The sequence below is a fragment of the Kluyvera georgiana ATCC 51603 genome (genome assembly GCF_001654985.1).
Lineage (GTDB): Bacteria > Pseudomonadota > Gammaproteobacteria > Enterobacterales > Enterobacteriaceae > Kluyvera > Kluyvera georgiana.
This window is the reverse complement of sequence record NZ_LXEU01000030.1, coordinates 79248-105831: the sequence shown is the minus strand read 5'-3', so window position 1 is coordinate 105831 and position 26584 is coordinate 79248. Positions and strand designations below refer to the sequence as shown.

Genomic DNA, 26584 nt, shown 5'->3' with positions numbered 1-26584 from the left:
TTGGGTTTAGCGAACCGCGCGCAAACGGTCGAAGCCAGCCGCCAGATCGGTTTTCAAATCGTCCATATCTTCCAGCCCCATCTGAATGCGCAGCGTCAGACCGCCGGGCTGCCAGGTGGTCGCGGTGCGGTAATCGGCGCAGTTGAACGGGATAATCAGGCTTTCAAACCCGCCCCACGAATAGCCCATGGCGAAAATACGCATATGATCCAACATATTCGCCACCCCCGCTTTGGTGAATTCGGGCTTCAGCACCAGCGAAAACAGCCCGGATGAGCCGGTGAAATCACGCTTCCAGATCTCATGCCCCGGGCACTCCGGCAGCGCCGGGTGCAGAACCCTCAGCACTTCCGGACGCGCCTGTAGCCAATGCGCCATCTCCAGACCGCGCTGTTCAGCCTCTTTCAGGCGCAGATGCATCGTGCGCAGCCCGCGCAGGGCCAGGAAGCAGTCTTCCGCGCCGGGCAGCATGGCCATCAGATCGTAGGTTTTACGCAGCCGCGGCCACCAGGCGTCATTGGCTGACACCAGCCCCATCAGCAGGTCAGAATGGCCGCCGAGATATTTAGTCCCCGCCTCAAGCGAGAGATCGCAACCGTGTTCATGGGCACGAAAGAAAATCGGCGTCGCCCAGGTATTGTCGATAATGGTGGCGATCCCCTGTTTTTTCGCCGCCTGGGTCATCGCCGGAACATCCTGAATCTCAAAGCTCTGCGAGCCGGGCGATTCCAGGAACAACGTGGTGGTGTTCGCGCGAAAAAGTGAGGCTATTTCCGCGCCAATCAGCGGGTCGTAATAGGTGGTCTCAATGCCCATTTTGGCCAGCATACCGGCGCAGAAATTGCGGGTCGGTCGATAAACGCTATCGGGCATCAGTAGGTGATCGCCCGCTTTCAGCGTTGTCAGCAGAGCCAGTGAAATAGCCCCCAGCCCGGATGGTGACAGTACGGTCCCGGCGGCACCAGCCAGCACGCTCCAGGCGTTCTCGAGGCTGGCGATGGTCGGCGTCCCCATCGTGCCGTAGTTAAATTCGGCGCGGTTATGTTCAAGATCGTCAACCGTCGGAAAGACCACCGTAGATCCGCGATAAATCGGCGCATTAACAAACCCAGCCTGACGGGAAGTATCCCGGCCTAGCTGGGTAATTTGCGTGCTGATATTAAAATCGGATGGAGAATGATGACCCATAATTTACCTCGTACCTTTCAGCGGCCGTGCCGACGAGAAATCGTGCTATTCATTACCCCATTGATTGAGGAATTCCGCAATATCATCAATGCGCTGTTCTTTAATGCCCGCCTCGGCGGCCATCTCTTGTTGCGCTTCTTCGCTGATCTCTTCGTTGTTCATCAAGCGGGTAATCAGCAGTTGGAAATAGTGTGCCAGCGCGTCACGCTCGGCGTCGTTCACTGCCTGCGCGGCTTCGGTCGAGTATTCGTCGACGATGTCATAAAATTTCAGCGGGATTTCGTGCGTCATAGACAGCTCCTGGAATAAAGACGGGCAAAACGGTGACTATCCTACGTTACGCGCTATCAGGTCAACGTGCGTTTTCATACGCACGGCGAATTACTCAACAATCACCTTCACTTTCGGTTTAGACAGCAGAATTTTGATCAATTCAGTGAATTTCACCGGCTTATAAAAATAGTAACCCTGCTGGAACGTAATGTCGTTTTTGTTGAGATAGTCGAGTTGTTCTTTGGTTTCGACACCTTCAGGCACGATGCTCAGCGAGAGCACCATTCTTAACAATAGCGATCGTGCGCAAATGTGGCTGCAAGGCCGCTTCCGTGCCGAGCTGGTATTGCCCATCAATATTACATCCCTTGGCCGCAATATTGATGGCAACGCGGGTTGCCCGGAAAGCTTCATCGAGAATAAGGTTAATATTATTGGCGGCATATCGGGCACCGCCCAGACTTTCCGCGCGAGAGGAGTACCACAGCTGGGTATTCAAAATAACAACACCGACCAGAAACAGGCACACGGCGGCAATGACAGGAAGAAGCGCGTTACGCATTATCATGTCCTGGGCAAAGAGATGTATTTCTGGCGGCGGATATGGAATCGCGCAAGTACGCGAATAAAGAAAGGATGGTCGAGAGGAGCAGAAATCGCCATTAGCCCAATAACATTTTGCCATTTCCCTTGATGGGAAAAGGTACCCCGGCGACACCGGAGTACCTTAAGAAGCTTACTCCAGGGCCAACAATGCGAAACTTGCCAGCCAGTGGCCGCCGCTGTAGTGGCTACCAACCACATGCTCAACGCTGGCGGAGAGATGGCGCGCCACGGCATCGCCCAGCGCTTTTTGCGCAGGATGATCCTCCGGCAAGGCGCGCGCAATATGCTTCATACACCAGGCGCGGCTGAGATTCAGGCCGTCCAGATGCGCAATTTTCGGGTCGGTACGGTCGCTCACTTCTGCCGGGTTCATCAGCGCCGATACCGATGCCACTTCCGGCAGGAAGGCATCGAACCACGCCGGGAAATTCCCCGCCACTTTGCTCATCAGCAGCGCTTCCGTTAGCGCGCCCGAAATATATTCGTCGCCGCCCGGTTCATAGTGCGCCGGGTAGTGCGTATCGGCGACGTAAAAACGGTTAGCCGCATTGAGAATGGCCGTCTCCAGCGGTTTATCGGCCAGCGCTCGAGCGTAGTCGAGCCCCAGCGCCAGCGCGAAAGCGGTGTTGTAGTGCGTCCCGACGCGAATCGGGTAGGTCAGCTTGCTGAGATAGTCGATAAGACGGCTGCGAATATCCTGCGTCAGCGGCTCAAGTGTCGCAAACCAACGCGCCGCCTGTGGCAGAGAAGCCTGTTTTAGCTCCTGTGCCAATGCCAGCAGCCAGCCGTAGCCGTAAGGACGCTCAAACGAGGCACGGAACGGCGCGGTAAAATAGGCCAGCTCCTGCGCGACGTTTTCCTCGGTGAGGTGCTCGTCAAACAACGCGATGATTTCATCGCGGCACGGTAGTTGCGGATAAAGGCGCACACAGCGCAGCAGCAGCCAGTAACCGTGCACCGCCGAGTGCCAGTCGAAGCAGCCATAAAATACCGGGTGCAGCGTGCGGGGCGACAGAACGTCGCCATCATCATTCAGCAGATGCATGATGTGGTTTGGATATTCCTGGCGCAAATAGGTCAAAGGCATACGGGCGAAAGCGTCAGCCTGATGTTGCGTTAATTCCATAACAGCTCCTGAAAAAGTCACCGCGCTTAGCGAAACACGAGGAAGTACATTAAAAAGACGTTCACCACCAGCAGCGGCAGCGCCGTGGGGATCTGAACCTTAATCACCTGATACTTATCTTTCAGCTCAAGCAGCGCCGCGGGCACGATATTGAAGTTGGCGGCCATCGGCGTCATCAGCGTGCCGCAGTAACCGGCATACATCCCAATCGCCAGCAGCGGCGCCGGGTTACCGTGGTGAAGATGAATCAGGAACGGCAGCGCAATACCGGCGCTCAGTACCGGGAACGCGGCAAACGCGTTGCCCATGATCATGGTAAACAGCGCCATGCCGACGCAGTAAATGACCACCAACATGAAGCGGTTATCCGGGTTCACAAACAGGCTCACCACCTTCTGCACCGATTCGCCGGTATCCGCGACCACAAATACGCCGCCCAGCATAGCCAGCATCTGCGGCAAAATTACCGCCCAACCGATGGTGTCCACCAGACGGCGAGACTGACGAATGGCATGCAGCGGCGTACCGCGCGTCAACCACCAGCCGGTCAGAATGGCCGCCACGCAGGCCACGCACAGTGCCGCCAGCGTCAGCTGTTTCTGGTCAAGCAGGTAGACACCGCCAATCGATACACCTTTCAGGAACAGCGTGCCGATGACCGTCACGACCGGAATCATCAATGCTGGTAAGAAGAGCCAGTTTTTCAGTCTGTTGGACGAGGCAACGCGCTCGCTTTCGCTCGACATTTTGTATTCGCCTTTGCCAACTAACCCGCAGCCCGCCAACAGCGCGATGACAATTACCGCTCCGCCGATAATGCGATAGGCCAGCGATTTCCCTAACTCCTGGACCATCAGATCGCCAAACAGAAAAATCCCGCCAAACAGAAACCAAAATAGCGCGGTAGTAAAACGTTTCGGGTTGCCGCGGTCGCGTAGCGTCATGATAACCAGCAGCATCACGACAAAACCGATCAGGTAGTAAACACGGTTGATGGTGATAAGTGTACTCATGGCGTCACCGCCTTCGTGCTCTGGGCGTCGCGCCACGCCATCACGTCACGGCGGATGCTGGCGTCCAGACGCAGCAGGCGAATCATATGGATAATCAGCGCGGATATGGCGGTCGGAATAGCCCACAGGCCAATATGCAGCGGTTCAATCCCGCTAATCCCGTTCTCTTTGAGGAAGGCGTCAATCAGCAACACCGCGCCGAAGGCAATAAAAATATCTTCACCGAAGAAAACGGCAATGTTATCGCAGGCGGCGGCGTGCGCTTTGATTTTATCGCGGATGTGCTGCGGCAGTTCGCCGTATTCATTTAACGCCGCCCCTTCCGCCATGGGCGCCAGCAGCGGACGTACGGTTTGCGCATGACCACCCAGCGACATCAGCCCCAGCGCGGCCGTACCTTCACGCGCCACAAAGTAGAGCATCAAAATACGTGCCGAGGTGGCGCTGGCAATTTTTGCCACCCAGGCCTGCGCGCGCTCCTTCAGACCGTAGTATTCCAGCAGGCCAATCACCGGCAGAATCAGAATGAAAGTCGCCAGCGAGCGGCTATTCACAAACTTTTCGCCGAAGGTTTCCAGCAGCATGCCGAAATCCATGCCGACCAGCAGTCCGGTCGCCAGACCGGCGACAACCACCACCAGCAGCGGGTTAAAGCGCAGCGCAAAGCCAATTACCACCACCGGAATCCCGATAAGCGGCATCAGTGTCGTACCGTCCATAAACGTTTACCCTATCCAAAGTGTGCGTTGCACGCCGAAGGCTCTTTTTTATCGCGTCACCTCAAGGTGAAGCGTGCGGCATTGCGGCGAACGATGTTGTGTTGTGTCATCAGACCGCGTAAATCTACGTATGCGTCATCGGTCTGTATCAAAAATCTATATCCGAACGGTGATAATATGTAAACAATTTATCAATAAAACGTTCTTATATTATCTCTTTTCATTTACATTCTTTGCGAATAGTCACAATTGCGTAAGGACAGTTATGACCTCGAAAAAATCGGCCACACCTGCCACAAATAACGATATCAACGAAAGCCGGATCGTCTCCTCGCGCCATCTGATTTCCGAGCGCTGTGCGGAATTATCAGAGCTGGAATACGCGCTGATCATGACCAGTAACGCGTTCAATAAATGGATGGTGCGCTGTATGACCGCAGCGGGCGAGCCGGATATGGGGGCATTTGATGTGTCGCTCCTGCATCACGTGAACCACCGCGATCGCAAAAAGAAGCTGGTCGACATCTGCTTTGTGCTGAACGTAGAAGATACCCACGTGGTGACCTATGCGCTGAAAAAGCTGGTCAAAGCGGGGTACGTGACCAGTGAGAAAGTGGGTAAGGAGCTCTATTTCTACACCACGGAAGAAGGGAAAGCGCTGTGCATGAAATACCGCGACGTGCGTGAAGCGTGTCTGATTTCGATTCAGGTGGAGAGCGGTATTCCGGGACACTCGATTGGCGAGACCGCCCAGTTGCTGCGGACCATCTCGTCGCTGTACGACACCGCCGCGCGGGCGGCGGCGTCGCTGTAGCAAGGCGCTCGCCGGAGACGGACGACGAGCGAAGGAAACTCAGTCGGCGCTTACGGCAATCTGCCGGGCGTCGAACGCTTCGCGCAGCCGACGGGCAAACGCCAGCGCCTGTGGGCCATCACCGTGCAGACACACCGTCTGGGCATTCACCTCTGCCCAGACGCCATCGCGGCTCATCACCCGGCGGTTCAGCACCATTTCCAGCGTGCGGGCCACCGCCTCATCTTCATCGTGAATCAGCGCGCCGGGCTCGCTGCGCGGCACCAGCGAGCCGTCCGCCAGATAGCCGCGATCGGCAAACACCTCTTCCCGAGTGGCCAGCCCATGATGTATACCTGCGCGAATGAGCTCACTACCGGCTAACCCCACCAGGATAAGAGACGGTTCAACATTGTGCACCGCTCTGGCGATAGCATCCGCCAGCAGCGGCTCTTTCGCTGCCTGGTTGTATAGCATGCCGTGAGGTTTAACGTGCATCAGCTCACCGCCTTCGGCGCGGACGATCGCCGCCAGCGAGCCAATCTGATACAGCGTCTGCGCATAGACCACATCAGGCGGTAGCTGCATCGCAGTACGGCCAAAGTTTTCCCGATCGGGGAAACTCGGGTGTGCGCCAATCGCCACGCCATACTTCAGCGCGAGCAGTACGCTTTGGCGCATGGTCTGCGCGTCACCGGCATGGAATCCACAGGCTATGTTGGCCGACGTAATCAGCGGCATTAGCGCGCTGTCGTTCTCACAGCCTTCGCCGAGATCGGCGTTCAGGTCAATCTTCATCGTTCAACCGCCATTCCAGTTGTGCAAAATAACGCTGCTGCTGGGCTCGCGCCGCCAGCGCCTCTTCCAGCGTGCAAAGGTCAAAGTGAACCGTTTCACCGAGTCGGATTTGGGCCAGATTGTACATGTCCGCCTCAATCACGCAGGCAATGCGCGGATAGCCGCCGGTCGTTTGCGCGTCATTCATCAGTACAATCGGTTGTCCGTTATGCGGCACCTGTACCACGCCGGGTAGCAGGCCGTGGGAAAACATCTCCCGAGACTCTGTACGCTCCAGCGTCTGGCCTTGCATGCGGTAGCCCATGCGATTGCTCTGCGGGCTGAGCTTCCATGGCGCGCGCCAGAAGGACTCGTGCGCCGCGGCGGAAAACTCATGGTATTCCGGCCCCGGTAAAGCTCGCACGCGGTTGCCCCACTGCAACTGGCGTACCCCGCGACGCTGGCGGAATTCGCGCGTTGTCGGGCGCAGCGGCAGGCAATCGCCCTCTTGCAGGCTTCTCCCCTCAAAACCACCAAACCCGGCCTTTAAGTCGGTACTGTAAGAGCCCATCATGCAAGGCACATCAAAACCACCGGCCACTGCCAGATAGCTGCGCATACCGCGTTTTGGCAACGCCAGCTTGAGGCGCTGGCCCGCGCGCACCGGCCAACGCCAGCCGGACCACGCCGGCTGACCGTCGAGGGTGGCCGCGCAGTCCGCGCCCGCAAGAGCAAACCAGCCGTCGCGATGAAAAACAAAGGCACACTGCCCCAGCGTGATTTCCAGTACGGCGCTATCGGTGGCGTTACCGACCAGCAGATTAGCAATGCGCAATGCCGCAGAATCCATCGCCCCGCAGCGGCTAATCCCCGACTGTCGAAGGCCGTGTCGCCCGCCGTCCTGCAAGGTGGTACTCATCCCTGCGCGAATAATCTCTAACACACGCCCTCCTTAGACGGCACAAAACGAACCCGGTCACCGGGCTGCAATAGCGTGGCTGGCTCTCGCTGCGGGTCGAACAGGCGCAAATCGGTGCGGCCAATGATTTGCCAGCCACCGGGGGTCGGCAGCGGATAGATCCCCGTCTGACTGCCGCCAATCCCTACGGAGCCCGCGGGTACGGCAAGGCGCGGTTCCGCCCGTCGCGGCGTCGCCAGTTCGGTTGGCAGGCCGCCAAGATAGGGGAAACCAGGCTGGAAGCCGATAAAGTAGGTGATGTAGTCCGCTGACGCGTGGCGTTCAACCACCTGCTGTTCACTCAGGCCAGTATGCCGCGCCACATCCGCTAAATCAGGGCCGTGCTCACCGCCATAAATCACCGGAATCTCTATCTGCCGTGAGTCCAGAGTCACCGCTTCGCTCTCTTCCCACCAGCGCTGTAAACGCTCGATGGCATCCAGCGCTAACGACGCCGGGTTACGAAGCATCACGGTGATATTGTTCATCCCCGGAATCACTTCAACCACTTCGGGCACTCCCGCCAGACGTTGCGCCAGCCCCCAAATCCGTTGCTGGCTTTCCAGCGTCAGCGGCGGTTCCAGCTCCAGAACCACCGCGCTTTCTCCTAACAGATAACACCGCGCTCGCTGCACGTTTTCACCTTTACTCATGCTGGGTTGCAGAGGCCGATGGATGTTAAACTCAGCCACCATTTCCATTTACAATTCAGCAATAATGCAAATGTGTCAATGTCTTCAGTTTGGATCTGTACGAGCGAACCTGGTTATCTGAACGACGGGCAATAAAAAAGCCCGCAAAAGCGGGCCCGGAGTATTCGGCAAATTTACGCTTAACGTGAACGCTTACTTGCTTTTCTTAATGTGTTTAATCAAACGCTTACGTTTACGCATCTGGGTCGGCGTCAAGGTATTGCGCTTGTTGGCATACGGGTTCTCGCCTTCCTTGAACTGAATGCGGATAGGCGTGCCCATCACGTCCAGCGATTTGCGGAAGTAGTTCATCAGATAGCGCTTGTAAGAATCCGGCAGATCTTTTACCTGGTTACCGTGAATCACCACAATCGGCGGGTTATAGCCACCGGCGTGGGCGTATTTCAGCTTCACGCGACGACCGCGCACCAGCGGCGGCTGGTGGTCTTCAGACGCCATGGTCATGATGCGAGTCAGCATCGCGGTACCCACGCGGCGTGTGGAGCTGTCATAAGCTTCACGAATAGATTCAAACAGGTTACCAACACCGCTGCCGTGCAGCGCAGAGATGAAGTGCACGCGCGCAAAGTCGATAAAGCCCAGACGGTAGTCGAGGGTCTCTTTCACCTGCTCTTTCACTTCCATGCTCAGGCCGTCCCACTTGTTGACGACGATGACCAGTGAGCGCCCACTATTGAGGATAAAGCCCAGCAGAGACAGATCCTGATCGGAAATGCCTTCACGCGCATCAATCACCAGCAGGCAGACGTTCGCGTCTTCAATGGCCTGCAGCGTTTTGATAACCGAGAATTTCTCTACCGTATCGGTCACTTTACCGCGCTTACGTACCCCGGCGGTGTCGATGAGCACATATTCACGCTCATCGCGCTCCATCGGGATATAGATGCTGTCACGGGTGGTGCCCGGCATGTCATAGACCACCACGCGGTCTTCGCCGAGGATACGGTTAGTTAGCGTTGACTTACCTACGTTCGGGCGGCCAACGATCGCGATTTTAATCGGCAGATCCTGCGGATTGAAGTCGTCTTCCGGCTCTTCAGGCGCTTCACCGTTCTGCTCGGCTTCAAATTTCGCCCAGTATTCGGCGTCTTCGTCCACCTCTTCCGGCGGGTTAACGTCGTCAACGAACGGCAGCAGAACCTGCTCCAGCAAGCTGGTGACACCGCGACCGTGGGAGGCGGCGATCGGATGAATGTCGCCGAGACCCAAAGACCAGAAATCAGCCACTGCCTGATCCGGATCGATACCGTCGGTTTTGTTCGCCACCAGGAAGGTCGGTTTTTCACGGGAACGCAGATGCTTAGCGATGCCTTCATCCGCCGGCATCAGCCCGGCGCGCGCATCAACCATAAACAGCACGACGTCGGCTTCTTCAATCGCCAGCAGCGACTGTTCCGCCATGCGCGTTTCCACGCCTTCTTCCGTGCCGTCGATACCGCCGGTATCGATACAGATAAATTCACGCCCTTCAACTTCAGCACGACCGTACTTACGGTCACGAGTCAGACCCGGGAAATCCGCAACCAGCGCATCACGAGTGCGCGTCAGGCGGTTAAAGAGCGTGGATTTTCCAACATTAGGGCGCCCGACAAGCGCGACCACAGGTACCATGTTAAAGCCTCATTTACTCAAAATCTAAAAATAGCAAACGGCCCCTGATTAAACAGGAGCCGCCAATAGCGTTACGACAGCCGAAATTAACGCGTAATCGCGTAAACCGTGCCGTCTTTTGCCTGAATCAGCAGTTTACCGTCGGCAATCACCGGTTCGGTCAGGAAGCCGGAGCTGTCAACTTTCTGCTGCGCTTCGAAGCGCCCGTCTTCCGGGTTAACCCAGTGCATGTAGCCTTCGCTATCGCCGACAACCAGGCTGCCATTATACAGCGCCGGAGCGGTCAGCAGACGGTGCAGCAGATCGCTCTGCGTCCACAGGGTCACGCCGCCGTCGGTGGTCAGCGCCAGAATACGGTCATTCTGATCGACGATGTAGATGCGGTTGCCGTCAACGATGAAATCATTCACCGAGCCCAGCTCGCGTTTCCACAGAATCTGTCCGCTGCGCAGATCCAGCGCCGTCAGGTTACCATTGTAGGCTAAGGCGTAAACTACACCATTAACGATGACCGGCGTGGTATCCACGTCGCTCAAACGGTCAATTTCAGTCGTGCCGGTCGCCTGGGAAATACGCTGCTGCCAAATCAGCTGGCCTTGCTGCATCAGAACCGCGCTCACGCGACCGTTGTCACCGCCGACAATCGCCGCGCCGTAGGCCACAGCCGGAGCAGATTCGCCGCGCAGAGAGAGCGCTGGCATATCCAGGTTCACCGTCCACTTCACGACGCCACTGTTTTCATCCAGCGCCTGCAGCTGGCCGTTACTGGTATGAACCAGCACCAGGCCATCACTCGCGGTTGGACGAGACAGCACCTCACCCGCCGCGGTGGTCTGCCAGACGATAGAACCGTCGCCCGCGTCCAGCGCATAAACCTGCGCTTTTTCGCTGCCAACGTACACGTGGCCGCCGGAAACGGTCAGGCCGCCGGAGAGCAGCGCCGGTTTACGGGAGAACCAGCCGTCTTTTTCCGCCAGATTCACGGACCAGACTTCTTTACCATCGTCCGCATTCACCGCTTTCACGGTGCCTTTACGGTCGGCGGCATACACCACGCTATCCGCATAGGCCGGATGCAGGTTGGAGTAAAAATCGCCAATCCCGCTACCGACGGAAACGTCCCAGGCGGTAGACGGAGTAAACTGGTTCTCTACGGTTGGCAGCGGAGACATTTTCACAACGTCTTCTTCGCCGCTGAACAATGAACAACCACTCAACAGAGTGACAGAAAGCAGTCCTGGCAAAAGTAGTTTACGCAATTGCATCGGGTCCCTCTCAGACGGACAAATTATTAATTTTCATGCGCATCATTTCACTGAGCGCCGGAGATGCATCGCTCTTAGCGCCAGCTTCCCACGCTGCACGCGCGCCCTGCTTGTCACCTTTACTGAGCAGGATTTCTCCGCGTAAATCAGCAACAATCGCCGTCCAGCCTTCGCCCTTCACGCCTTCCAGCGTTTTCAGCGCCGCATCAGCCTGCTTCATTTGCAGCTGAACGCGCGCCAGACGCAGGTTGATAACCGACTTCAGGTTGTCATCAGAAGCGGCGGCCAGCCCTTGTTGCAGCTGCTTTTCCGCCTGTGCCAAATCGTTTTTATCAACGAAGACCTGCGCCAGTTCCAGAGAAGCAAACGACCCGTAGGTGTTTTTGGTCTCGGCGGCGAATTTCTCTGCCGAGGCCAGCGCTTCCGGTTTCCCTGAGCTAAGAGAAGAAACGGCATTTTCGTAGGCCATGGAAGATTCCCGGGCCGAGTCTACCTGATGAGAGTTCCAGTAGCGCCAGCCAACCAGCGCACCGATCCCCAAAATTACCCCAACGGCCAGCGCTTTGCCATTTTCGGCAAAGAAGTTTTTAATCGCTTCAACCTGATCGTTTTCGTTATGAATTTCCACGCAGCCCTTCTCCTGATAATGATGTCCTGGAGATTAACCCAGAATAGTGCGCAAATGCGCGGCAACGCCTTCCTGCGTTACGGTTGTCTGCTCGCCAGAGCGCAAATCCTTCACGACAACGGTGGCTTGCTCAACCTCAGACTCACCCAGAACCAGGGCAATACGAGCACCCCATTTATCCGCGCGGGCAAACTGCTTCTTAAAGTTGCCGCCGCCGTGGTTCGTCATCAGCTTCACGCCCGGTAACGCATCACGCACCTGCTCGGCCAGGCCCATTGCGGCTGACTGAGTTCCGGTACCTGAGGCGACCAGGTATATATCGACAACAGGATCGGCTTTAAATTCCGGATTAACTGCCTGAACTAATAAAACAAGTCGTTCCAGGCCCATGGCGAAGCCCACGGCCGGGGTCGCACGACCGCCCAGTTGCTCAACCAGACCATCGTAACGGCCACCCGCGCAGACGGTACCCTGTGAGCCCAGGCTGTTGGTGACCCACTCAAATACGGTGCGGTTATAGTAATCCAGACCGCGTACCAGACGCTGGTTCACGGTATAGGCAATACCGGCGGCATCCAGCTGTGCGCACAGGCCAGCAAAGTGCTCGCGGGACTCTTCATCCAGGTAGTCGCCAAGCTTCGGCGCATCGTTTAACAGCGCCTGTACGTCCGGGTTTTTGGAATCCAGCACGCGCAGCGGGTTGCTGTACATACGGCGCTTGCAGTCTTCATCTAACACTTCAACGTGTTGCTCGAGGAAGGCAACCAGCGCGTCGCGATAATTCGCGCGCGCTTCCAAAGAACCGATGGAGTTCAGTTCCAGATTAACGTGTTCAGCAATGCCCAGCGCACGCCACCAGCGCGCGGTCAGCATGATCAGCTCCGCGTCAATATCCGGCCCCTGCAGACCAAACACCTCTGCCCCCAGCTGATGGAACTGGCGGTAACGGCCTTTCTGCGGACGCTCGTGGCGGAACATCGGCCCGATGTACCACAGACGTTGCTCCTGATTGTACAGAAGACCATGTTCGATGCCGGCGCGTACGCAGCCCGCAGTACCTTCCGGACGCAGCGTCAGGCTATCGCCATTGCGGTCTTCGAAGGTATACATCTCTTTTTCAACCACGTCGGTGACTTCACCAATTGCGCGCTTGAACAACGGGGTCTGCTCTACAATCGGCAAACGGATTTCGCTGTAACCGTAGCTGCCGAGCACCTGCTTAAGTGTGCCTTCAATGCGCTGCCAGATGGCGGTTTCGCCAGGCAGATAATCGTTCATGCCGCGAATGGCTTGAATGTTTTTTGCCACGTTAATTCTCTTTATATATAAAAATGAACCCTCGGCGCAGAACACGCCTGCGGGGTTCAATCATACACGGGAAGCAAGCGGCTTCCCATCTCGTTATTTTTCAACCTGCTGAACGTCGATACGGCGGGCTTCATCCAGCACCGACGCTTTCGCGCGGATTCTGGCCTCAAGCTGGCTAATCATATCATCGTTGTCCAGGCGGTCTTTACGCACGCCGTCTTCATACAGACCGCTTTTCTTGTTGCCGCCGGTGACCCCCAGCGTCGATACCAGCGCTTCGCCGGGGCCATTCACCACGCAGCCGATGATGGAGACGTCCATCGGGGTGATGATATCTTCCAGCCGTTGCTCCAGCGCGTTCACCGTGCCGATAACGTCAAATTCCTGACGGGAACAGGTTGGGCAAGCGATGAAGTTAATACCACGCGCGCGGATGCGCAGGGACTTCAGGATGTCGAAACCGACTTTGATCTCTTCAACCGGATCGGCTGCCAGCGAAACGCGAAGCGTGTCGCCGATGCCTTCGGACAGCAGCAGCCCGAGGCCGATGGCGGACTTGACCGCACCGCTGCGCGCGCCGCCCGCTTCGGTGATCCCGAGGTGCAGCGGCTGATCGATCTGCTTGGCCAGCAGGCGATAGGATTCCACCGCGAGGAACACGTCTGAGGCCTTCACGCTGACTTTAAACTGATCGAAGTTCAGACGATCGAGGTGATCGACATGGCGCATCGCCGATTCCAGCAGCGCCTGCGGGGTTGGCTCGCCGTATTTTTCCTGAAGATCTTTCTCCAGCGATCCGGCGTTAACGCCGATACGGATCGGGATGTTTTTATCGCGCGCACAGTCAACAACCATGCGGATACGCTCTTCGTTGCCGATGTTGCCCGGGTTAATACGCAGGCAGTCGACGCCGTACTCCGCGACTTTCAGCGCAATACGGTAGTCAAAGTGGATGTCGGCGACCAGCGGAACGTTCACCTGCTGTTTGATAAGCTTGAACGCTTCTGCGGCGTCCATCGTCGGCACGGAGACGCGGACAATGTCCGCACCTACGCGTTCTAACGCTCTGATTTGATTAACCGTCGCCTCGACATCCGTCGTGCGCGTATTGGTCATTGACTGGACGGCGATAGGTGCCCCATCGCCGATCGGCACGTTCCCAACGTAAATGCGTGTGGATTTTCTACGTTGACCAGGAGCCTGGTTGTTCATTTATTTCTCCCGCATTACGCGTCTGTTATTGTGCCGGTGATTGTTCAGCACTCACGGTCAGGCGCGCAACCTGGTTAGTTCTGATAAAACGACTCAGATCGACCGGTTTACCCTGGAATTCGATCTGCACTGCGGCCGGTGCGCCAATTTTCAGCTTATAAGGCGTCTGACCGGTCAGATTCAGATTGCCACCTTTACGTTGCAGGCCGCTGAACAGTTTTTTACCGGTGGCGTCGGTCACTTCCAGCCAGCAGTCGGCGGAGAAGTTCATAACCAGCGCGTTAGCGTCAGCCACCGGCGCGGCGGTTTGTGCCGGGTCGGTCGGCAGCGCGCCCGGGGTCGCGGTCTGCGGTGCTGGGGTGGTCTGCGCGGTAGTCGTATCGACGTTAGCCTGAGACGGCGCTACCACGGCATTGTTCTGGGCGGTTGCGGCTGGCGCAGCGGCATCTGCCGGCGCCTGCGCGGAGGTATCCGCCGGTACTGCGGCGCTGGAGTTCGGCGCGGCGGCAGTATCGGTGGTTGCCGGAGACGAGGTCGCATCTGCGCCCGTATTCAGCGGAATATTTTGTGAATCGCTGCCGTTGGCCTTCAGCTCAACGGAGGATTGGTCAGCCATGGTCGAGATTTCTTCCTGCTGCGCTTTGTGGTTCTGCCACCACCAGGCGACGGTTAAACCCACCACCACGAACAGCACCAGCCAGGTAAAACTCATCAGCCAGCCATCGCGTTTTTTACGACGTTTGCCCAGAGAGAAGCTCTGCATCGGCGCGACTTTCGCTGCGCGGACCGGAGCCTGCTTTTCCATCATCGGCAGCAGCTCTTCCTCAGGAATATGCACGAGGCGAGCGTAAGAGCGGATATAACCACGCAAGAATGTTGAAGCGAGTTCAGCAGGCGCCTTATCTTCTTCAATATCACGAACGGTGGAAACCTTCAGGCACAAGCGTTCTGCAACGGCTTGCTGGCTGAGTCCGAGTTGTTCACGGGCATTACGCAAACGGACACCCGTAGTTTGTGCTTCTTGTTGGTCGTGGTTGGTTTCAGTATTCATTCGCTACAACTGCTGATTCGTGAAATTTAAGGTTCTGATGCGAAGCCGTTCTCGCACCGCGAAACATCCGGTCGTGTTATCGAACAGACAGACAAGCTGCCCGGTATACCCTACTCCAAAACAGCGTCAAAAGCCCTATTCACGCTGTCGATGTAACGCTACATACTGCCTCAATACTTGATTAAACGCACCGTAATTATTAACCAGATCAGTACGTTTCGCCTAATCCTTAAGCACTTAACTCTGCGTGCGCCATTTCTGGCGCACGCGGCGCGGGATTACACCGCTTTCACGGCGATAGATTCACCCTGCATACGCTTGCGCATGGTACGTTTGGTACGGTCAATAACATCACCGGCCAGCTGGCCGCAGGCGGCATCGATATCGTCACCGCGGGTCTTACGCACAATGGTGGTAAAGCCATAACCCATCAGCACTTTACAGAAGCGATCGATACGGCTGTTGGAGCTACGACCATACGGCGCGCCCGGGAACGGGTTCCACGGAATCAGGTTGATTTTGCACGGCGTGTCTTTCAGCAGTTCAGCCAGCTCATGCGCGTGCTCGGTACCGTCGTTGATATGATCCAGCATGACGTATTCGATGGTCACGCGGCCCTGGTTGGCGTTGGACTTCGAAATGTAGCCGCGAACCGACTCCAGGAAGGTGGCGATATTGTACTTTTTGTTGATCGGTACAATTTCATCACGAATGGTGTCGTTCGGCGCATGCAGAGAGATAGCCAGCGCAACGTCAATCATGTCACCCAGTTTATCCAGCGCGGGCACCACGCCGGAGGTAGACAGCGTCACGCGACGTTTAGACAGGCCAAAACCAAAGTCGTCGAGCATGATTTCCATGGCCGGAACCACGTTGGTCAGGTTCAGCAGCGGTTCGCCCATCCCCATCATCACCACGTTGGTGATCGGACGTACGCCGGTGGTTTTGACCGCACCGACGATTTTCGCCGCGCGCCACACCTGGCCGATAATCTCCGAGACCCGCAGGTTGCGGTTGAAGCCCTGCTGAGCCGTAGAGCAGAATTTACACTCTAACGCGCAGCCGACCTGTGAGGAGACGCACAGGGTCGCACGATCGTCTTCCGGGATATAAACGGTTTCAACGCGCTGATCGCCGACGGCAATCGCCCATTTGATGGTGCCGTCCGAAGAACGCTGCTCTTCAACCACTTCCGGCGCGCGAATTTCAGCGACTTCTTTAAGCTTACCGCGCAGGACTTTGTTGATGTCGGTCATTTCATCGAAGTCGTCGCAACAGTAGTGGTACATCCACTTCATCACCTGGTCGGCGCGGAAGGGTTTTTCGCCTAAGTTTTTAAAAAACTCGCGCATCTGCTGACGGTTGAGATCCAGCAGGTTAATTTTTCCATCTTTGTTGGGAACCGCCGGGATGGCGCTCTCAGGCGTGACAATTTGTTCAGACATTTTCTATTCCGGCCTCGTTGTTACACGTTATGGCCCCTGGAGGGTTGATAAAAAGAAGCGCCCCTGGACAGCGGTCTGCTCGTCCGGGGGCGCTGCATTGTACAAATTCTGGCGCATGGATGCCACGTCTGCACGCGGCATTCACGAAATAAAGTGTAAACGACCCCTTAACGGGTACGTGGGCACACTTCGCCTTCGCCGAAGAAGAAGGCGATTTCACGCGCAGCGGATTCAACGGAGTCGGAACCGTGGGTACCGTTCTCGGTGAAGCTGTCCGCGTAGTCAGCGCGCAGCGTGCCCGCCAGCGCGTTAGCCGGGTTAGTTGCGCCCAGCAGGTCGCGGTGACGCTGAACGGCATTTTCGCCTTCCAGCACGGAAACCACGATCGGGCCGGAAGTCATGAATTCAACCAGGCCATCGAAGAACGGACGACCGTCGTGCTCAGCGTAGAATCCGCGAGCCTGTTCAACGGTCAGGTGCAGCATTTTGGTGCCAACAATCTTAAACCCTGCTGCTTCAAAGCGAGAGAAGATGCTGCCAATAACGTTTTTTGCCACCGCGTTTGGTTTGATGATGGAAAAAGTACGTTCAATAGCCATGATTACCTCTAATAAAATTTATTCTGTTGTCGTGCATACGCGTTGTATGATCTGGCGCGGATTATAATGAGCCTCTGCGCCGTTGCCTATGGATGAAGGTAACATTTTTTTAAAATAAAATACTTTTAAGCAACAGATCTGCTACCAATCCTCTCGTCGGCATGGTGCGCCCGTTCGGCCCGAAGGCGCTACGCTTATCGTGCCTACCCGATTACGCCGCCCGACAATGCCCGTCACTGTAGCGTAAAGTTAGCCACCGCCATTTGCCCCGCATCATCCATCACCACCAACTGATAGGCACCCGGTTTCTCCAGCGTTAACACCTGACGGTCGTCCGCCTCCGCCTGCGGGTCACCGTTAAGGAACCACCAGCGCCGCCCTTCTCCGCCATGGACCTGTAGCGCCACCTGTGCGCTTCGCACGCCCGGCAGACGGCGAATGACCGCGTCATCCCGCACGCCGGTGAGCATCAGCGGGGCGACATTTTGCAACTGTCTCGGCGGGCAGGTTGCTGAAACCGGCGGCAGTCGCGACGCGCGGCGCTCCCCGGCGGGGAGCCACGGTTCCAGCGGAAGCGGCCAAACGTTAAGGATGACCTGGCGAGCATCCGGGCAGTCCGCCGCCACCCGCTTGCCCGCGGCGTCCAGCCACAGCGGGAAACGAATCCCCTGCATCCCCTCCTGCTCCGGCAACAGCAGCGTTGGCGGCAGGCTATTATCCAGTACCCAGGTCGATAGCCGACGACGACAGTTAGCGTCGCCCACCGGCAGCGGCTGGCCGCCCGGCCAGCAGATTTCCGCCGCGCTCACCGATGCCGGTCGCGGATCGCGTCCTTCCTGCTGACCCACGCCGCGCGAAGCCAGTAAGTTATTCACCTGGTTGAGCAGCGGGATGGCGCTGGCAAAACCAAATTGCCCGGCGACCGGTGTGCCGTCGGGTCTGCCGGTCCAGATGCCGATGCTGTAACGCGCGTTGACGCCAATCGCCCAGGCATCGCGATAGCCGTAGCTGGTGCCGGTTTTCCACGCCAGCGACGGCACCTGCGGTAGCGAAGCATCCGGCACGGGCTGCGCTTCTCCCGCCAGAATACGACGAGTAATCCACGCCGCGCCAGGCGACAGCAGCGGGCGTTCAAGCAGCGGATCGCTTGCCAGCATCCGCAATTTCCCCACTTTTCCGTGACGGGCGAAGGCGCTATAGGCAGCGGTAATATCGGCCAGACGAGCGCCCGCACCGCCGAGAATCAAGGACAAATTCGGTTCCGCACCTGCGGGTAAGATCAGCGGCAACCCCGCATTACGCAGACGTGCGGCAAACTGTTTCGGCCCATAGGCGTCCAGCACCTGTACTGCGGGCAGGTTGAGCGATCGCACCAGCGCATCGCTCATACTCACCGGGCCGTGGAAACCGCTGTCGAAGTTACCGGGGCGATAATCGCCAATTCGGCGCGGCACATCCTGTAGCAATGACGCCGGATGAATCAACGCGCTGTCTAAGGCCATGGCATACAAGAATGGCTTTAACACCGAGCCAGGCGAACGAATTGCGGTGACCATATCCACATGGCCGAAACGGCTGTCATCGGCGATATCTGCCGAACCGACCCAGCCGCGCACCTTCATGTCGCGATTATCCACTACGATCATCGCCAGCGAGCTGCGCGGCGGCAGGCGCGATTTCCAGTTCAGCGCCAAATCTTCCAGCTGCCGCTGTAGCCCGGCATCCAGCGTAGTGACAATTTTCTCCTCCCGGCTGCGGGCCAGCATCGCGCGGGCGAACAGCGGCGCCAGCTGCGGCATCTGACGCGGGAACAGCCAGACCGGCTCTTCTTTCGCCTCGTTAACCACGTTGGCAGGCCAGACGCCCTGCATCAGCAGACGGTCAAGCACTTTATTGCGTGCCGCCTGCGCCCGCTCCGGCCAGCGATCCGGACGCAGCCGACTCGGCGCCTGCGGTAAGACCGCCAGCAGCGCGGCATCAGCGTAGCTCAGTTCAGCGGGCGGCTTGCCGAGATAGGCCCAGCTTGCCGCGCCGATCCCCTGTAACGTGCCGCCGAACGGCGCTCGGTTGAGATATAGCGTAAGAATGTCGCGCTTAGAGAGGTGCCACTCCAGCTGGAAAGCGCGCCAGAGTTGACGAAATTTACCGCCGAAAGTACGTGGATGTGGGTCCAGCAGCCGCGCTACCTGCATGGTGAGCGTGCTGCCGCCCGAGACCACGCGCCCGGCGGTGAGATCCTGCCAGGCGGCGCGGGCAATTGAAAACGGATTGACGCCGGGATGCTCCCAGAACCAGCGGTCCTCATACTGAATGAGGGCGTCGAGGTAACGCGGCGACACCTCTTCAATCGTGACCGGGTAGCGCCAGATCCCCTCGGCGTCGGCAAAGCGCCACAGCGGGCTGCCGTCTTCGGCCACCACCACCCGCGCGGGCGTCACTTCATGCAACGGCAGCGGCCACTGTTTATCCGCCAGCACAATCGCGCCGCAAAACAGGACCACCGCCCCGGCTAGCCAGCGCCAGACGGGGCGTTTCCAGCAGACGATCCGCATCTTACGGTACGACGATCAGCATATCGTCCGCCGCGCCAACCGCACGCCAGGCTGGCACATACATTGATTCTACCTGCGTTGGCGGCACCTGATAGGTCCCCGGCATCACCGCCCGCGCCAGATAGACCACCGTCACCGGCTGATTGGCATTCACGGCCACCGCGGCCACAAAGCGATCATCACGGAATTCCATATGCTGAATATCCGCCTGCTGCATCTGGTTCAGCCACTCCTGCACTTCGCTGCCGTTGTCCTGCAGGTTAGCGCTACTGTTGGCCAGATTCTGGTTTTCCAGCTCCAGCCCGGCGGGCAGCATATCCACCACCAGCGCGTCCGGCACGTTTTGGCTGGCGTTGATATCCAGTTTCACCAGCACCAGTTCACCGCTGCGCAGCGAAGAGAGCGATTTACGTTGCCCATCGGTGCCATAGAACTGGCGTTCAATGTGCAGCACGTTGCTGCTGGCCGCCGGAGCTTGTTCCGGGTAGCCAGTGCTATCGAGGCGCAGCCACAGCGGCTGCTGGCCGCTGTTGGTCACTTTCATCGCCGAAAGCTGGTCGGCATCGAGGTTGCGCGTCAGCGCCTTATCGCCCTGCAACGGCTGGCTGTCCAGCGTCGTTTGCGCCTGCCAGTTACCCGGCAGGTCCAGCACGCTTCTCGCCGCGAGGAACAGCGCATTATTCTCCTGTGTTGACAGCCAACGTTCGCTAAATGCCTGCTCGGAGAGGGTTTGCAGCAGCGCATTCTGCGCGTCCGGCAGCAGCTTGTTCTCTTCCAACAGGGCCAGCATCAGCGCGTTATCTCGCAGGTCGCTACCGTAGTCTGCCAACCAGCGGGTCTGGTCCGAGCGTTTGGTGGCCAGCGCCAGCTGTAATGCCTGTTCGCTACGCGGCGCGTCGCCCATCGCCTTCAGCGCGATCCCTAACTGCATCAGCGGCAGACCGGAGCGCGCCTGGTCGCGGCGTTCCCACAGTTCGCGCAGCGCGCCGAGCGGCGCTTTTTGCTGTCGGGCCAGCACCAGCCCGGCATAGGACTGAATGGCGAAGCGGCTGGCGGCATTATCGTCGGTGTAGCGAACGCTCATCAGCCCCGGCTCCTGAAGATAGCGCAGCAGTCGGTTGTTGCCGTTGTTAATCGCCTGCGCCGGAACGCTATAGCCCTGCTCCGCCGCGCGCACCAGGAAGTCCATGGCATAGGCGGTTAGCCAGTACTCCTCCGGCCCCTCTTTATCCCACAGCCCAAAGCCACCGCTCTCTTTTTGCATTTGCAGGAGACGCGAAATACCGATATCGACCGCCGCGCGGCGTTTGTCATCGCTGTCACCCACAATGCCCAACGTTTTTAGCTGCGCGGCGTTGGTATAAAGCTGCGGGAACAGGCCGCTGGCAGTTTGTTCCAGACAGCCGTACGGATAGGCCTTCAGCTCGCGGATGTAGCGCGCCAGGTTCAGCGGGGGTTTCCCGCTGAGCAGAAGCTGGCCCTGCTGTGTCACCGAAGAGAAGCGCGCGTTCTGGTTAGCCGGCACGCTCCAGCTTTCACCGGGTTGCAGCACCGCGCCATTGTTCACCGTTTGCGCCGGGAAGGCAGGACGGACGCCAATTTTCCACTGCTTATGCAGGTCGGCCAGCATTTCACCCGGCAGGTTCATGCCAGAGACGGTTATGTTCACCTCGCCGTCGCCGAAACCTTCGCTGGCGCTGACGGGGACAAACAGCGTGGTGCGCACGCCTGGATCCAGCGTCACTGGCGACGGTTGACCGCTATTCAGCGTCAACAGGCCCGTCGTTGCAATCTGGACGTTCAGCGTCTGCGGTTTATCAGTCAGATTGGTGACGTCCAGCGTCAGTCGCGCGTTATCACCACCGGCCATAAAGCGCGGCGTGTTCAGCTCGGCCACCACCGGCGCGGCGACCACCACTTTTTGTTCTGCGCTGCCGAAATCTTCGTTCGTCCACGCCTGCGCCATCACCCGCAGCTCACCGTTAAAGTCACCGATGGGTAGAGTGATGGTCCCTTCCCCGTTGTCATCAAGGGCTACCGGCTGGGCCTGCTGGGCGATAATGGTGACGTGATTAACCGGCGGTTTGCCGCCGCGATTTAGCTCGTCGCCGTCGCCACCGAAGCGCAGGCTGGCAAGGCGTCCCTGACCTTCAATGACCTGACCGTAGATGTCATAGATATCCGCGCCGTAGCGTTTCTGGCCGAAAAACGCCTGCCACGGATCCGGCGTGATGTAATCGGTAATATTCAGCACCCCGCTGTCGACGGCTGACAGCAGCACATTGACCTGCTTCGGTGCCGCACCTTCCTTGCGATTCACCTTCACTTTGACGCTCAGCGGCTGGTTTGGCCGCATTTTTTGCGGGCTTTCCAGCGCCACATTCAGTCGACGCTGTTCATCGCCCAGCGGCAGATGCAACACGCCAACCGCACGTTTCGGCGTCGCGGAACGTGATTTATCCCCCGGACGAACCACCAGCGTGCTCAGATAGAGGTCGTGGCGATTCCAGCTTTTATCGACCGGAATAGATAAATCCAGCCCCTGAGCCGGGACGTCAATTTCTTGCCACCACAGCGGGCCATCGCTGGACTCTACCATCGCATAGCCCTTACCGGCCGCCGGAGCAGCGACGTGCAGCTTGATGGTATCCCCCGGCTGATAGCTCGGTTTATCAAGTTTTAAGGTCACGCGATCCGGTCGCGCCGCGCCGCTACCGTCGCTGTTATCCTGCCAGCTATAGCCTGCCCAGAAGCGCACGCTGCTGACCGCGTCATTTGGCGCTTTCACTTCCAGACGGTAAGCCCCCCACTCCACCGGGAAGCTGACCTTGCCGGTCTCATCGGCTTTGAGATTCAGCGTCTCTTCACCTTCCACCAGATCTTTTTGATCGAAGCGGGACTGCCAGCCGTCGCTTTCCGACCAGTTCCAGTAGTAGTCGCGGCGTTCGCGGATCAGCCGCACCTGCAGGCCGGAAACGGCTTTTTTGTCACCGGCAGCGTTGCTGTAAACAACGTCAAACGCAGCCTGGCTATTTTCTTCAACGATCGGCTGGTTGACGGTGGTATCGGTGCGGTAGTCATAAACCGCCTTGCTGGCGAACTGCGGGCGGATCCCCGGCAGCTCTGGGGCGGGCCAGATAGCCTGGCTGACCCGACGGGTTACCGGGCGACCGCCGGACTCCAGCAGGCTGGCCTGAAGGATCACCTGCAACGGCGAATGCGTTTCCTGCCACTGGCTGGCGGTGGTCACTGCCCCACGCCCTTTGTCATCCAGCGTCAGGCTCATTTCATCCAGGCTACGGGAGGTATTGTCTTGCGCAATATCGCCGAACTGGAAGCCCGGCAGCGCCGCAACCGCATCGCGCAGCGGGCGCAGGAACAGTTTCCCCTGCAAACTGTTACCGCTGGCGGGGGCGCCGTACAGATAGTAGCCGGAAACGGCGAAATTGACGTCGTCAGCGGGGGCCAGCGGCGTCGTCTGTGGCGTCAGGCTCAGCGCCATGCGCTCGGGCATAAAGTCTTCGACGTGGAAATCCCACTCGCGCAGCTGGTTGTCGCCGGTATTGGCGCGGATGTGCCACATGCCGGTCGCCGCGCCACTATCCAGCGCCCAGGTCAATTGATACAGACCGTTCTGCGGCTGGCTCACCACGCTGCGAACCACCTGGCCGTCGGGTTTCACCACTTCCAGCTTCACCGGCTGGTCGGGTAGCGGCTTGCCGTCGCTGTCGCGCAGCAGGCCGTTGAGGATCACCGTTTCGCCGGGACGATAGAGATCGCGCGGGCCGAACATAAAGAACTGCTTGCGATAACCGGGATCGCCGGCAACATCAAACTCGGCCAGATCCAGCGCGGGCAGCTTCAGATCCAGCAATGTCGTTTGCCCGTCTTTACGCGCCAGCAGCAGCGCCGCGTCTTTGTCGGTTTGCAGCGTGGCGTGACCTTTGGCGTCGCTGGTCGCCTGTGCCAGCGTCTGGCCTTTGTCGTTTAACAGCGTCAGTTCCACTGCCGACTGGGCGGCGCCGTTTTCCAGGCTTTGGGTGAACACGTCAAGCTGGCCGTGGTAGCGGTGCAGCGATACGCCGACGTCGCTCAGGGTAAACAACGTTGCGGCGTTACTGTAGCTGTATTGCCCCGCAGGATTCATCACCGCAATGTAGACGCCAGACTGCTGTAGCGGCGCGATATCTTTCAGCGGCAGCAGCAGTTTTTCCCGGGTATTACGCGCCGGATTAAGGTCAAATCGCCCGGTGTAGACCAGATCGGCCATCTTCAGCAGCTCGTCTGACTCCCAGTTGCTGAGCGAGCTGCGGTACTCCCACTGGCTGACGAACGCGGCCAGCGATTCCGGCTTCACGCGGAAGAAGTTCACGTCAACGTGCGGCACGTTGAGCACCATCACCGGCAGCCCTTCCACCACCTTGCCCGGCAGCAGCGATCCGCGGCTGGCAAAGCCAACGCTCGGCGCAATATCGCGGGTGGTCAGCGTTTTTTCGACGCTGGTACCAAAAGTCGACTTATTCAGCGCCGCCAACCCAGGGTCGACGGTCACAATCAGATCGCGTTTCGGTTCCAGATGGCGCAGCCGCAGCTCTTTGAGGTTGGGCACCAGTTCCCACGCGCCGTCAACCTTACCGTTCTTTTTGTCCACCAGGTGGACCGTTTTGCTGAAATCCTGATCGGGGTTAAGCGGTACGGAGAAAGTGAGCACCAGCGTTGCGGCGCCGTCGAGCTGCACTTCTGAGGCATCCAGCAGGGTGAGCGTTTTGCCCTGGCTCTGCTGGGCGAGTTTTTCAAGCTGGGCGGCATCGGGTTTTGCCGGTGCGGTAGCGGCTGGTGTCGAGGGGGCGGCGGGTTTGTCGTCATTTTTATCGTCGCAACCTGCCATCGTGAACGTCATTGCCAGCGCGAGTGCCAGCGTAGCCAAACGAAAGGGTTTCATCCTGTAACCTCTGACTGGTGAAGTCTGTTTGAGTCGTCAACACAGTATTATGCCCCAGGTAGACGTTTACCAGTACTGGAGGATGACATTCGTAACCAGACTTCCACGGTGTTACGGCGATCACAACTCATAACGTAACATGTAACGTTATGCGTACTTTGTTTTTAAAACAATAGGATAGCTGGATTCCCCCGCCCTTCTGCTGCTACCTTTTGCCGGTCATCAGGTCTCATCTACGCGGTTCAACGTTGGAGAAAATAATGAAAAGAGCCGTTAATGCCCTACAAAATTTTGGTAAATCCCTCTACGGCCCGGTCCTGATTCTGCCGATTGTCGGGCTGTTTATCGCCTTCGGCAACGTGCTGGGCAACGGCAGTCTTGCAGAGTATATCCCTTTTCTGGGCTACTCTGCGGTCCAGCATTTAGGGCAGCTGATTGCCAAATCTGCCGTTTCGCTGCTGGTGAACCTGGCGATGATCTTTGCCGTCGGTATTCCCATCGGCCTCGCCGCTCGCGATAAGGGCTACGCCGCACTGCTGGGGCTGGTGACGTTTATTGTGTTTATCAACGCCATGAACTTCACGCTGCAATGGCAGGGCGAGCTGGCCCCAGCCGACCAGATGCGCACCGCCGGGCAAAGCATGGTGCTGGGCGTGCAGGTGCTGGAGATGGGCGTTTTCGCCGGGATCCTCACCGGTGCGCTCACCGGCTATCTCTACAACCGTTACTCCGGCGTGCAGTTCTCCGGGGCGATGGCGATTTACTCCGGCCACTGTTTTGTCACCATCATCATTCTGCCGGTCGCGATTTTACTTGGCGTGGTGATGAGCGAACTCTGGCCGTGGGCGCAGCACGGTATCAGTGCGCTGGCGCTGGCGATTAAAGGCTCCGGCCCGTTCGGGGTGGCGATTTACGGTTTCCTCGAACGTATTCTGGTGCCAACCGGCCTGCACCACCTGGTCTATACCCCATTTTTGTATACCGAACTGGGCGGTTCGCACGAGGTCTGCGGCAACCTGTACCAGGGCGCGCGCAATATCTACTTCGCCGAAATGGCCTGCCCTGACGTCAAACAGTTGAGCAGTACCGTGGTGTGGGACGCACGCGGCATCAGCAAAATGTTCGGCTTACCTGCCGCCGCGCTGGCGATGTACGTCACCGCAAAACCGGAACGCAAAGCCGCGGCGAAAGCCATTCTGATCCCAGCAGCGCTGACATCAATGCTGGTCGGCGTGACCGAGCCAATTGAGTTTTCCTTCCTGTTCGTTGCGCCGCTGCTGTTCGTGGTGCACGCCGTACTGACCGGCATCGGCATGATGCTGTTCTCGCTGTTCGGCGTCCACGCCATCGGCGCCAACGGCATTATCGATTTTATTCTCTACAACCTGCCGCTGGGGACGGAGAAGTCCAACTGGCCGATGTACATCGTGGTCGGGCTGATTATGTTCGCGCTCTACTTCGTCATCTTCCGCTTCCTGATCCTGCGCTTCAACATGAAAACGCCGGGCCGCGAAGAGGATGACCAGCAGACGAAGCTTTACAGCAAGCAGGAGTATCAGGCGAAGGGCAATAACGATGGGCTGGGCACCAGCATCATCGAGGGGTTAGGCGGGCGCGACAACATTGAGGTGGTGGATAACTGCTACACCCGGCTGCGCGTCACCGTGAAAGACATCGCACGGATTAACGAGCCGCAGCTCAAGGCGACCGGTGCGAAAGGCATTATTAAACAAGGTAATAACGTTCAGGTGGTCTACGGGCTGCACGTCAAAAAAATGCGAGAAGCCGTTGAGACGTTTCTCTGA

20 protein-coding genes and 2 pseudogenes are annotated in these 26584 nt (G+C 58.0%); 2 read left to right on the top strand and 20 right to left on the bottom strand.

Features of this window, described 5'->3' with window-relative positions; genetic code table 11:
- Positions 1-6: 6 nt before the first annotated feature.
- The 7 genes and pseudogenes from metC to M989_RS06645 form a co-directional block, all read right to left on the bottom strand.
- Entirely contained in the window at positions 7-1188 is a 1182-nt protein-coding gene (gene metC / locus M989_RS06670; RefSeq protein WP_064543573.1) for a cystathionine beta-lyase, read from the bottom strand.
- Between the two features lie 45 nt (positions 1189-1233).
- Positions 1234-1479 carry a YmjA family protein gene (locus M989_RS06665; protein WP_064543572.1) on the bottom strand — a complete coding sequence of 82 codons (246 nt, stop codon included), beginning with the start codon at positions 1477-1479 and terminating at the stop codon, positions 1234-1236.
- Positions 1480-1569: 90 nt separating this feature from the next.
- A pseudogene (locus M989_RS24455) lies at positions 1570-1740 on the bottom strand (cyclic diguanylate phosphodiesterase); the annotation flags it as partial.
- Positions 1736-2023, bottom strand: a pseudogene (locus M989_RS06660) (CSS-motif domain-containing protein); the annotation flags it as partial. The pseudogenes M989_RS06660 and M989_RS24455, both read right to left, overlap by 5 nt.
- A 174-nt stretch (positions 2024-2197) precedes the next feature.
- Entirely contained in the window at positions 2198-3193 is a 996-nt protein-coding gene (locus tag M989_RS06655) for a DUF2891 domain-containing protein (RefSeq protein WP_064543568.1), read from the bottom strand.
- Between the two features lie 26 nt (positions 3194-3219).
- Positions 3220-4206: a DUF979 domain-containing protein gene (locus tag M989_RS06650; protein WP_064543565.1), complete on the bottom strand. Its 987-nt coding sequence runs from the start codon at positions 4204-4206 to the stop codon at positions 3220-3222.
- The gene (locus tag M989_RS06645) at positions 4203-4925 is read right to left on the bottom strand and encodes a DUF969 domain-containing protein (RefSeq protein ID WP_064543563.1); all 723 of its coding nucleotides are present in this window, start codon (positions 4923-4925) and stop codon (positions 4203-4205) included. Before M989_RS06645 ends, M989_RS06650 begins: the two co-directional genes overlap by 4 nt.
- A gap of 265 nt (positions 4926-5190) precedes the next feature.
- Here M989_RS06645 and M989_RS06640 point away from each other — a divergent pair, with 265 nt between their 5' ends.
- On the top strand, positions 5191-5739 hold the full coding sequence (locus M989_RS06640; protein WP_064543561.1) for a winged helix DNA-binding protein: 549 nt from the start codon (positions 5191-5193) through the stop codon (positions 5737-5739).
- A gap of 39 nt (positions 5740-5778) precedes the next feature.
- Here the strand turns inward: M989_RS06640 and pxpA are convergent, their stop codons facing one another.
- From pxpA to M989_RS06575, 13 genes are all read right to left on the bottom strand, one after another.
- Positions 5779-6516 (bottom strand): 5-oxoprolinase subunit PxpA, encoded by a 738-nt coding sequence (pxpA, locus tag M989_RS06635; protein ID WP_064543559.1) that lies wholly within the window; start codon positions 6514-6516, stop codon positions 5779-5781.
- On the bottom strand, positions 6506-7438 hold the full coding sequence (gene pxpC / locus M989_RS06630; RefSeq protein ID WP_064543557.1) for a 5-oxoprolinase subunit PxpC: 933 nt from the start codon (positions 7436-7438) through the stop codon (positions 6506-6508). The genes pxpA and pxpC overlap by 11 nt, the downstream gene beginning before the upstream one ends.
- The gene (gene pxpB / locus M989_RS06625; protein WP_064543672.1) at positions 7432-8088 is read right to left on the bottom strand and encodes a 5-oxoprolinase subunit PxpB; all 657 of its coding nucleotides are present in this window, start codon (positions 8086-8088) and stop codon (positions 7432-7434) included. Before pxpB ends, pxpC begins: the two co-directional genes overlap by 7 nt.
- Positions 8089-8298: 210 nt before the next feature.
- A complete protein-coding gene (der, locus tag M989_RS06620; protein WP_064543555.1) occupies positions 8299-9777 on the bottom strand; it encodes a ribosome biogenesis GTPase Der in 1479 nt (492 codons plus the stop codon).
- 86 nt (positions 9778-9863) lie between these two features.
- Positions 9864-11042, bottom strand: coding sequence for an outer membrane protein assembly factor BamB (bamB, locus tag M989_RS06615; RefSeq protein WP_064543553.1), 1179 nt, complete (start codon positions 11040-11042; stop codon positions 9864-9866).
- Between the two features lie 10 nt (positions 11043-11052).
- Positions 11053-11670 carry a YfgM family protein gene (locus M989_RS06610; protein WP_064543551.1) on the bottom strand — a complete coding sequence of 206 codons (618 nt, stop codon included), beginning with the start codon at positions 11668-11670 and terminating at the stop codon, positions 11053-11055.
- Between the two features lie 33 nt (positions 11671-11703).
- Entirely contained in the window at positions 11704-12978 is a 1275-nt protein-coding gene (hisS, locus tag M989_RS06605) for a histidine--tRNA ligase (RefSeq protein ID WP_064543549.1), read from the bottom strand.
- 93 nt (positions 12979-13071) lie between these two features.
- The gene (ispG, locus tag M989_RS06600) at positions 13072-14190 is read right to left on the bottom strand and encodes a flavodoxin-dependent (E)-4-hydroxy-3-methylbut-2-enyl-diphosphate synthase (RefSeq protein ID WP_064543546.1); all 1119 of its coding nucleotides are present in this window, start codon (positions 14188-14190) and stop codon (positions 13072-13074) included.
- 25 nt (positions 14191-14215) lie between these two features.
- Positions 14216-15241, bottom strand: coding sequence for a cytoskeleton protein RodZ (gene rodZ, locus M989_RS06595; protein ID WP_064543544.1), 1026 nt, complete (start codon positions 15239-15241; stop codon positions 14216-14218).
- Positions 15242-15519: 278 nt separating this feature from the next.
- Complete coding sequence (gene rlmN / locus M989_RS06590) at positions 15520-16686, bottom strand: dual-specificity RNA methyltransferase RlmN (RefSeq protein ID WP_064543543.1); 1167 nt, start codon at positions 16684-16686, stop codon at positions 15520-15522.
- Between the two features lie 167 nt (positions 16687-16853).
- On the bottom strand, positions 16854-17285 hold the full coding sequence (gene ndk / locus M989_RS06585) for a nucleoside-diphosphate kinase (RefSeq protein ID WP_064543541.1): 432 nt from the start codon (positions 17283-17285) through the stop codon (positions 16854-16856).
- 233 nt (positions 17286-17518) lie between these two features.
- Complete coding sequence (pbpC, locus tag M989_RS06580; protein WP_064543539.1) at positions 17519-19837, bottom strand: peptidoglycan glycosyltransferase PbpC; 2319 nt, start codon at positions 19835-19837, stop codon at positions 17519-17521.
- 1 nt (position 19838) lies between these two features.
- Positions 19839-24779: an alpha-2-macroglobulin family protein gene (locus tag M989_RS06575; protein ID WP_064543537.1), complete on the bottom strand. Its 4941-nt coding sequence runs from the start codon at positions 24777-24779 to the stop codon at positions 19839-19841.
- Between the two features lie 260 nt (positions 24780-25039).
- Between M989_RS06575 and M989_RS06570 the strand changes: the two genes are divergently transcribed.
- Positions 25040-26584 (top strand): PTS transporter subunit EIIC, encoded by a 1545-nt coding sequence (locus M989_RS06570; protein ID WP_064543535.1) that lies wholly within the window; start codon positions 25040-25042, stop codon positions 26582-26584.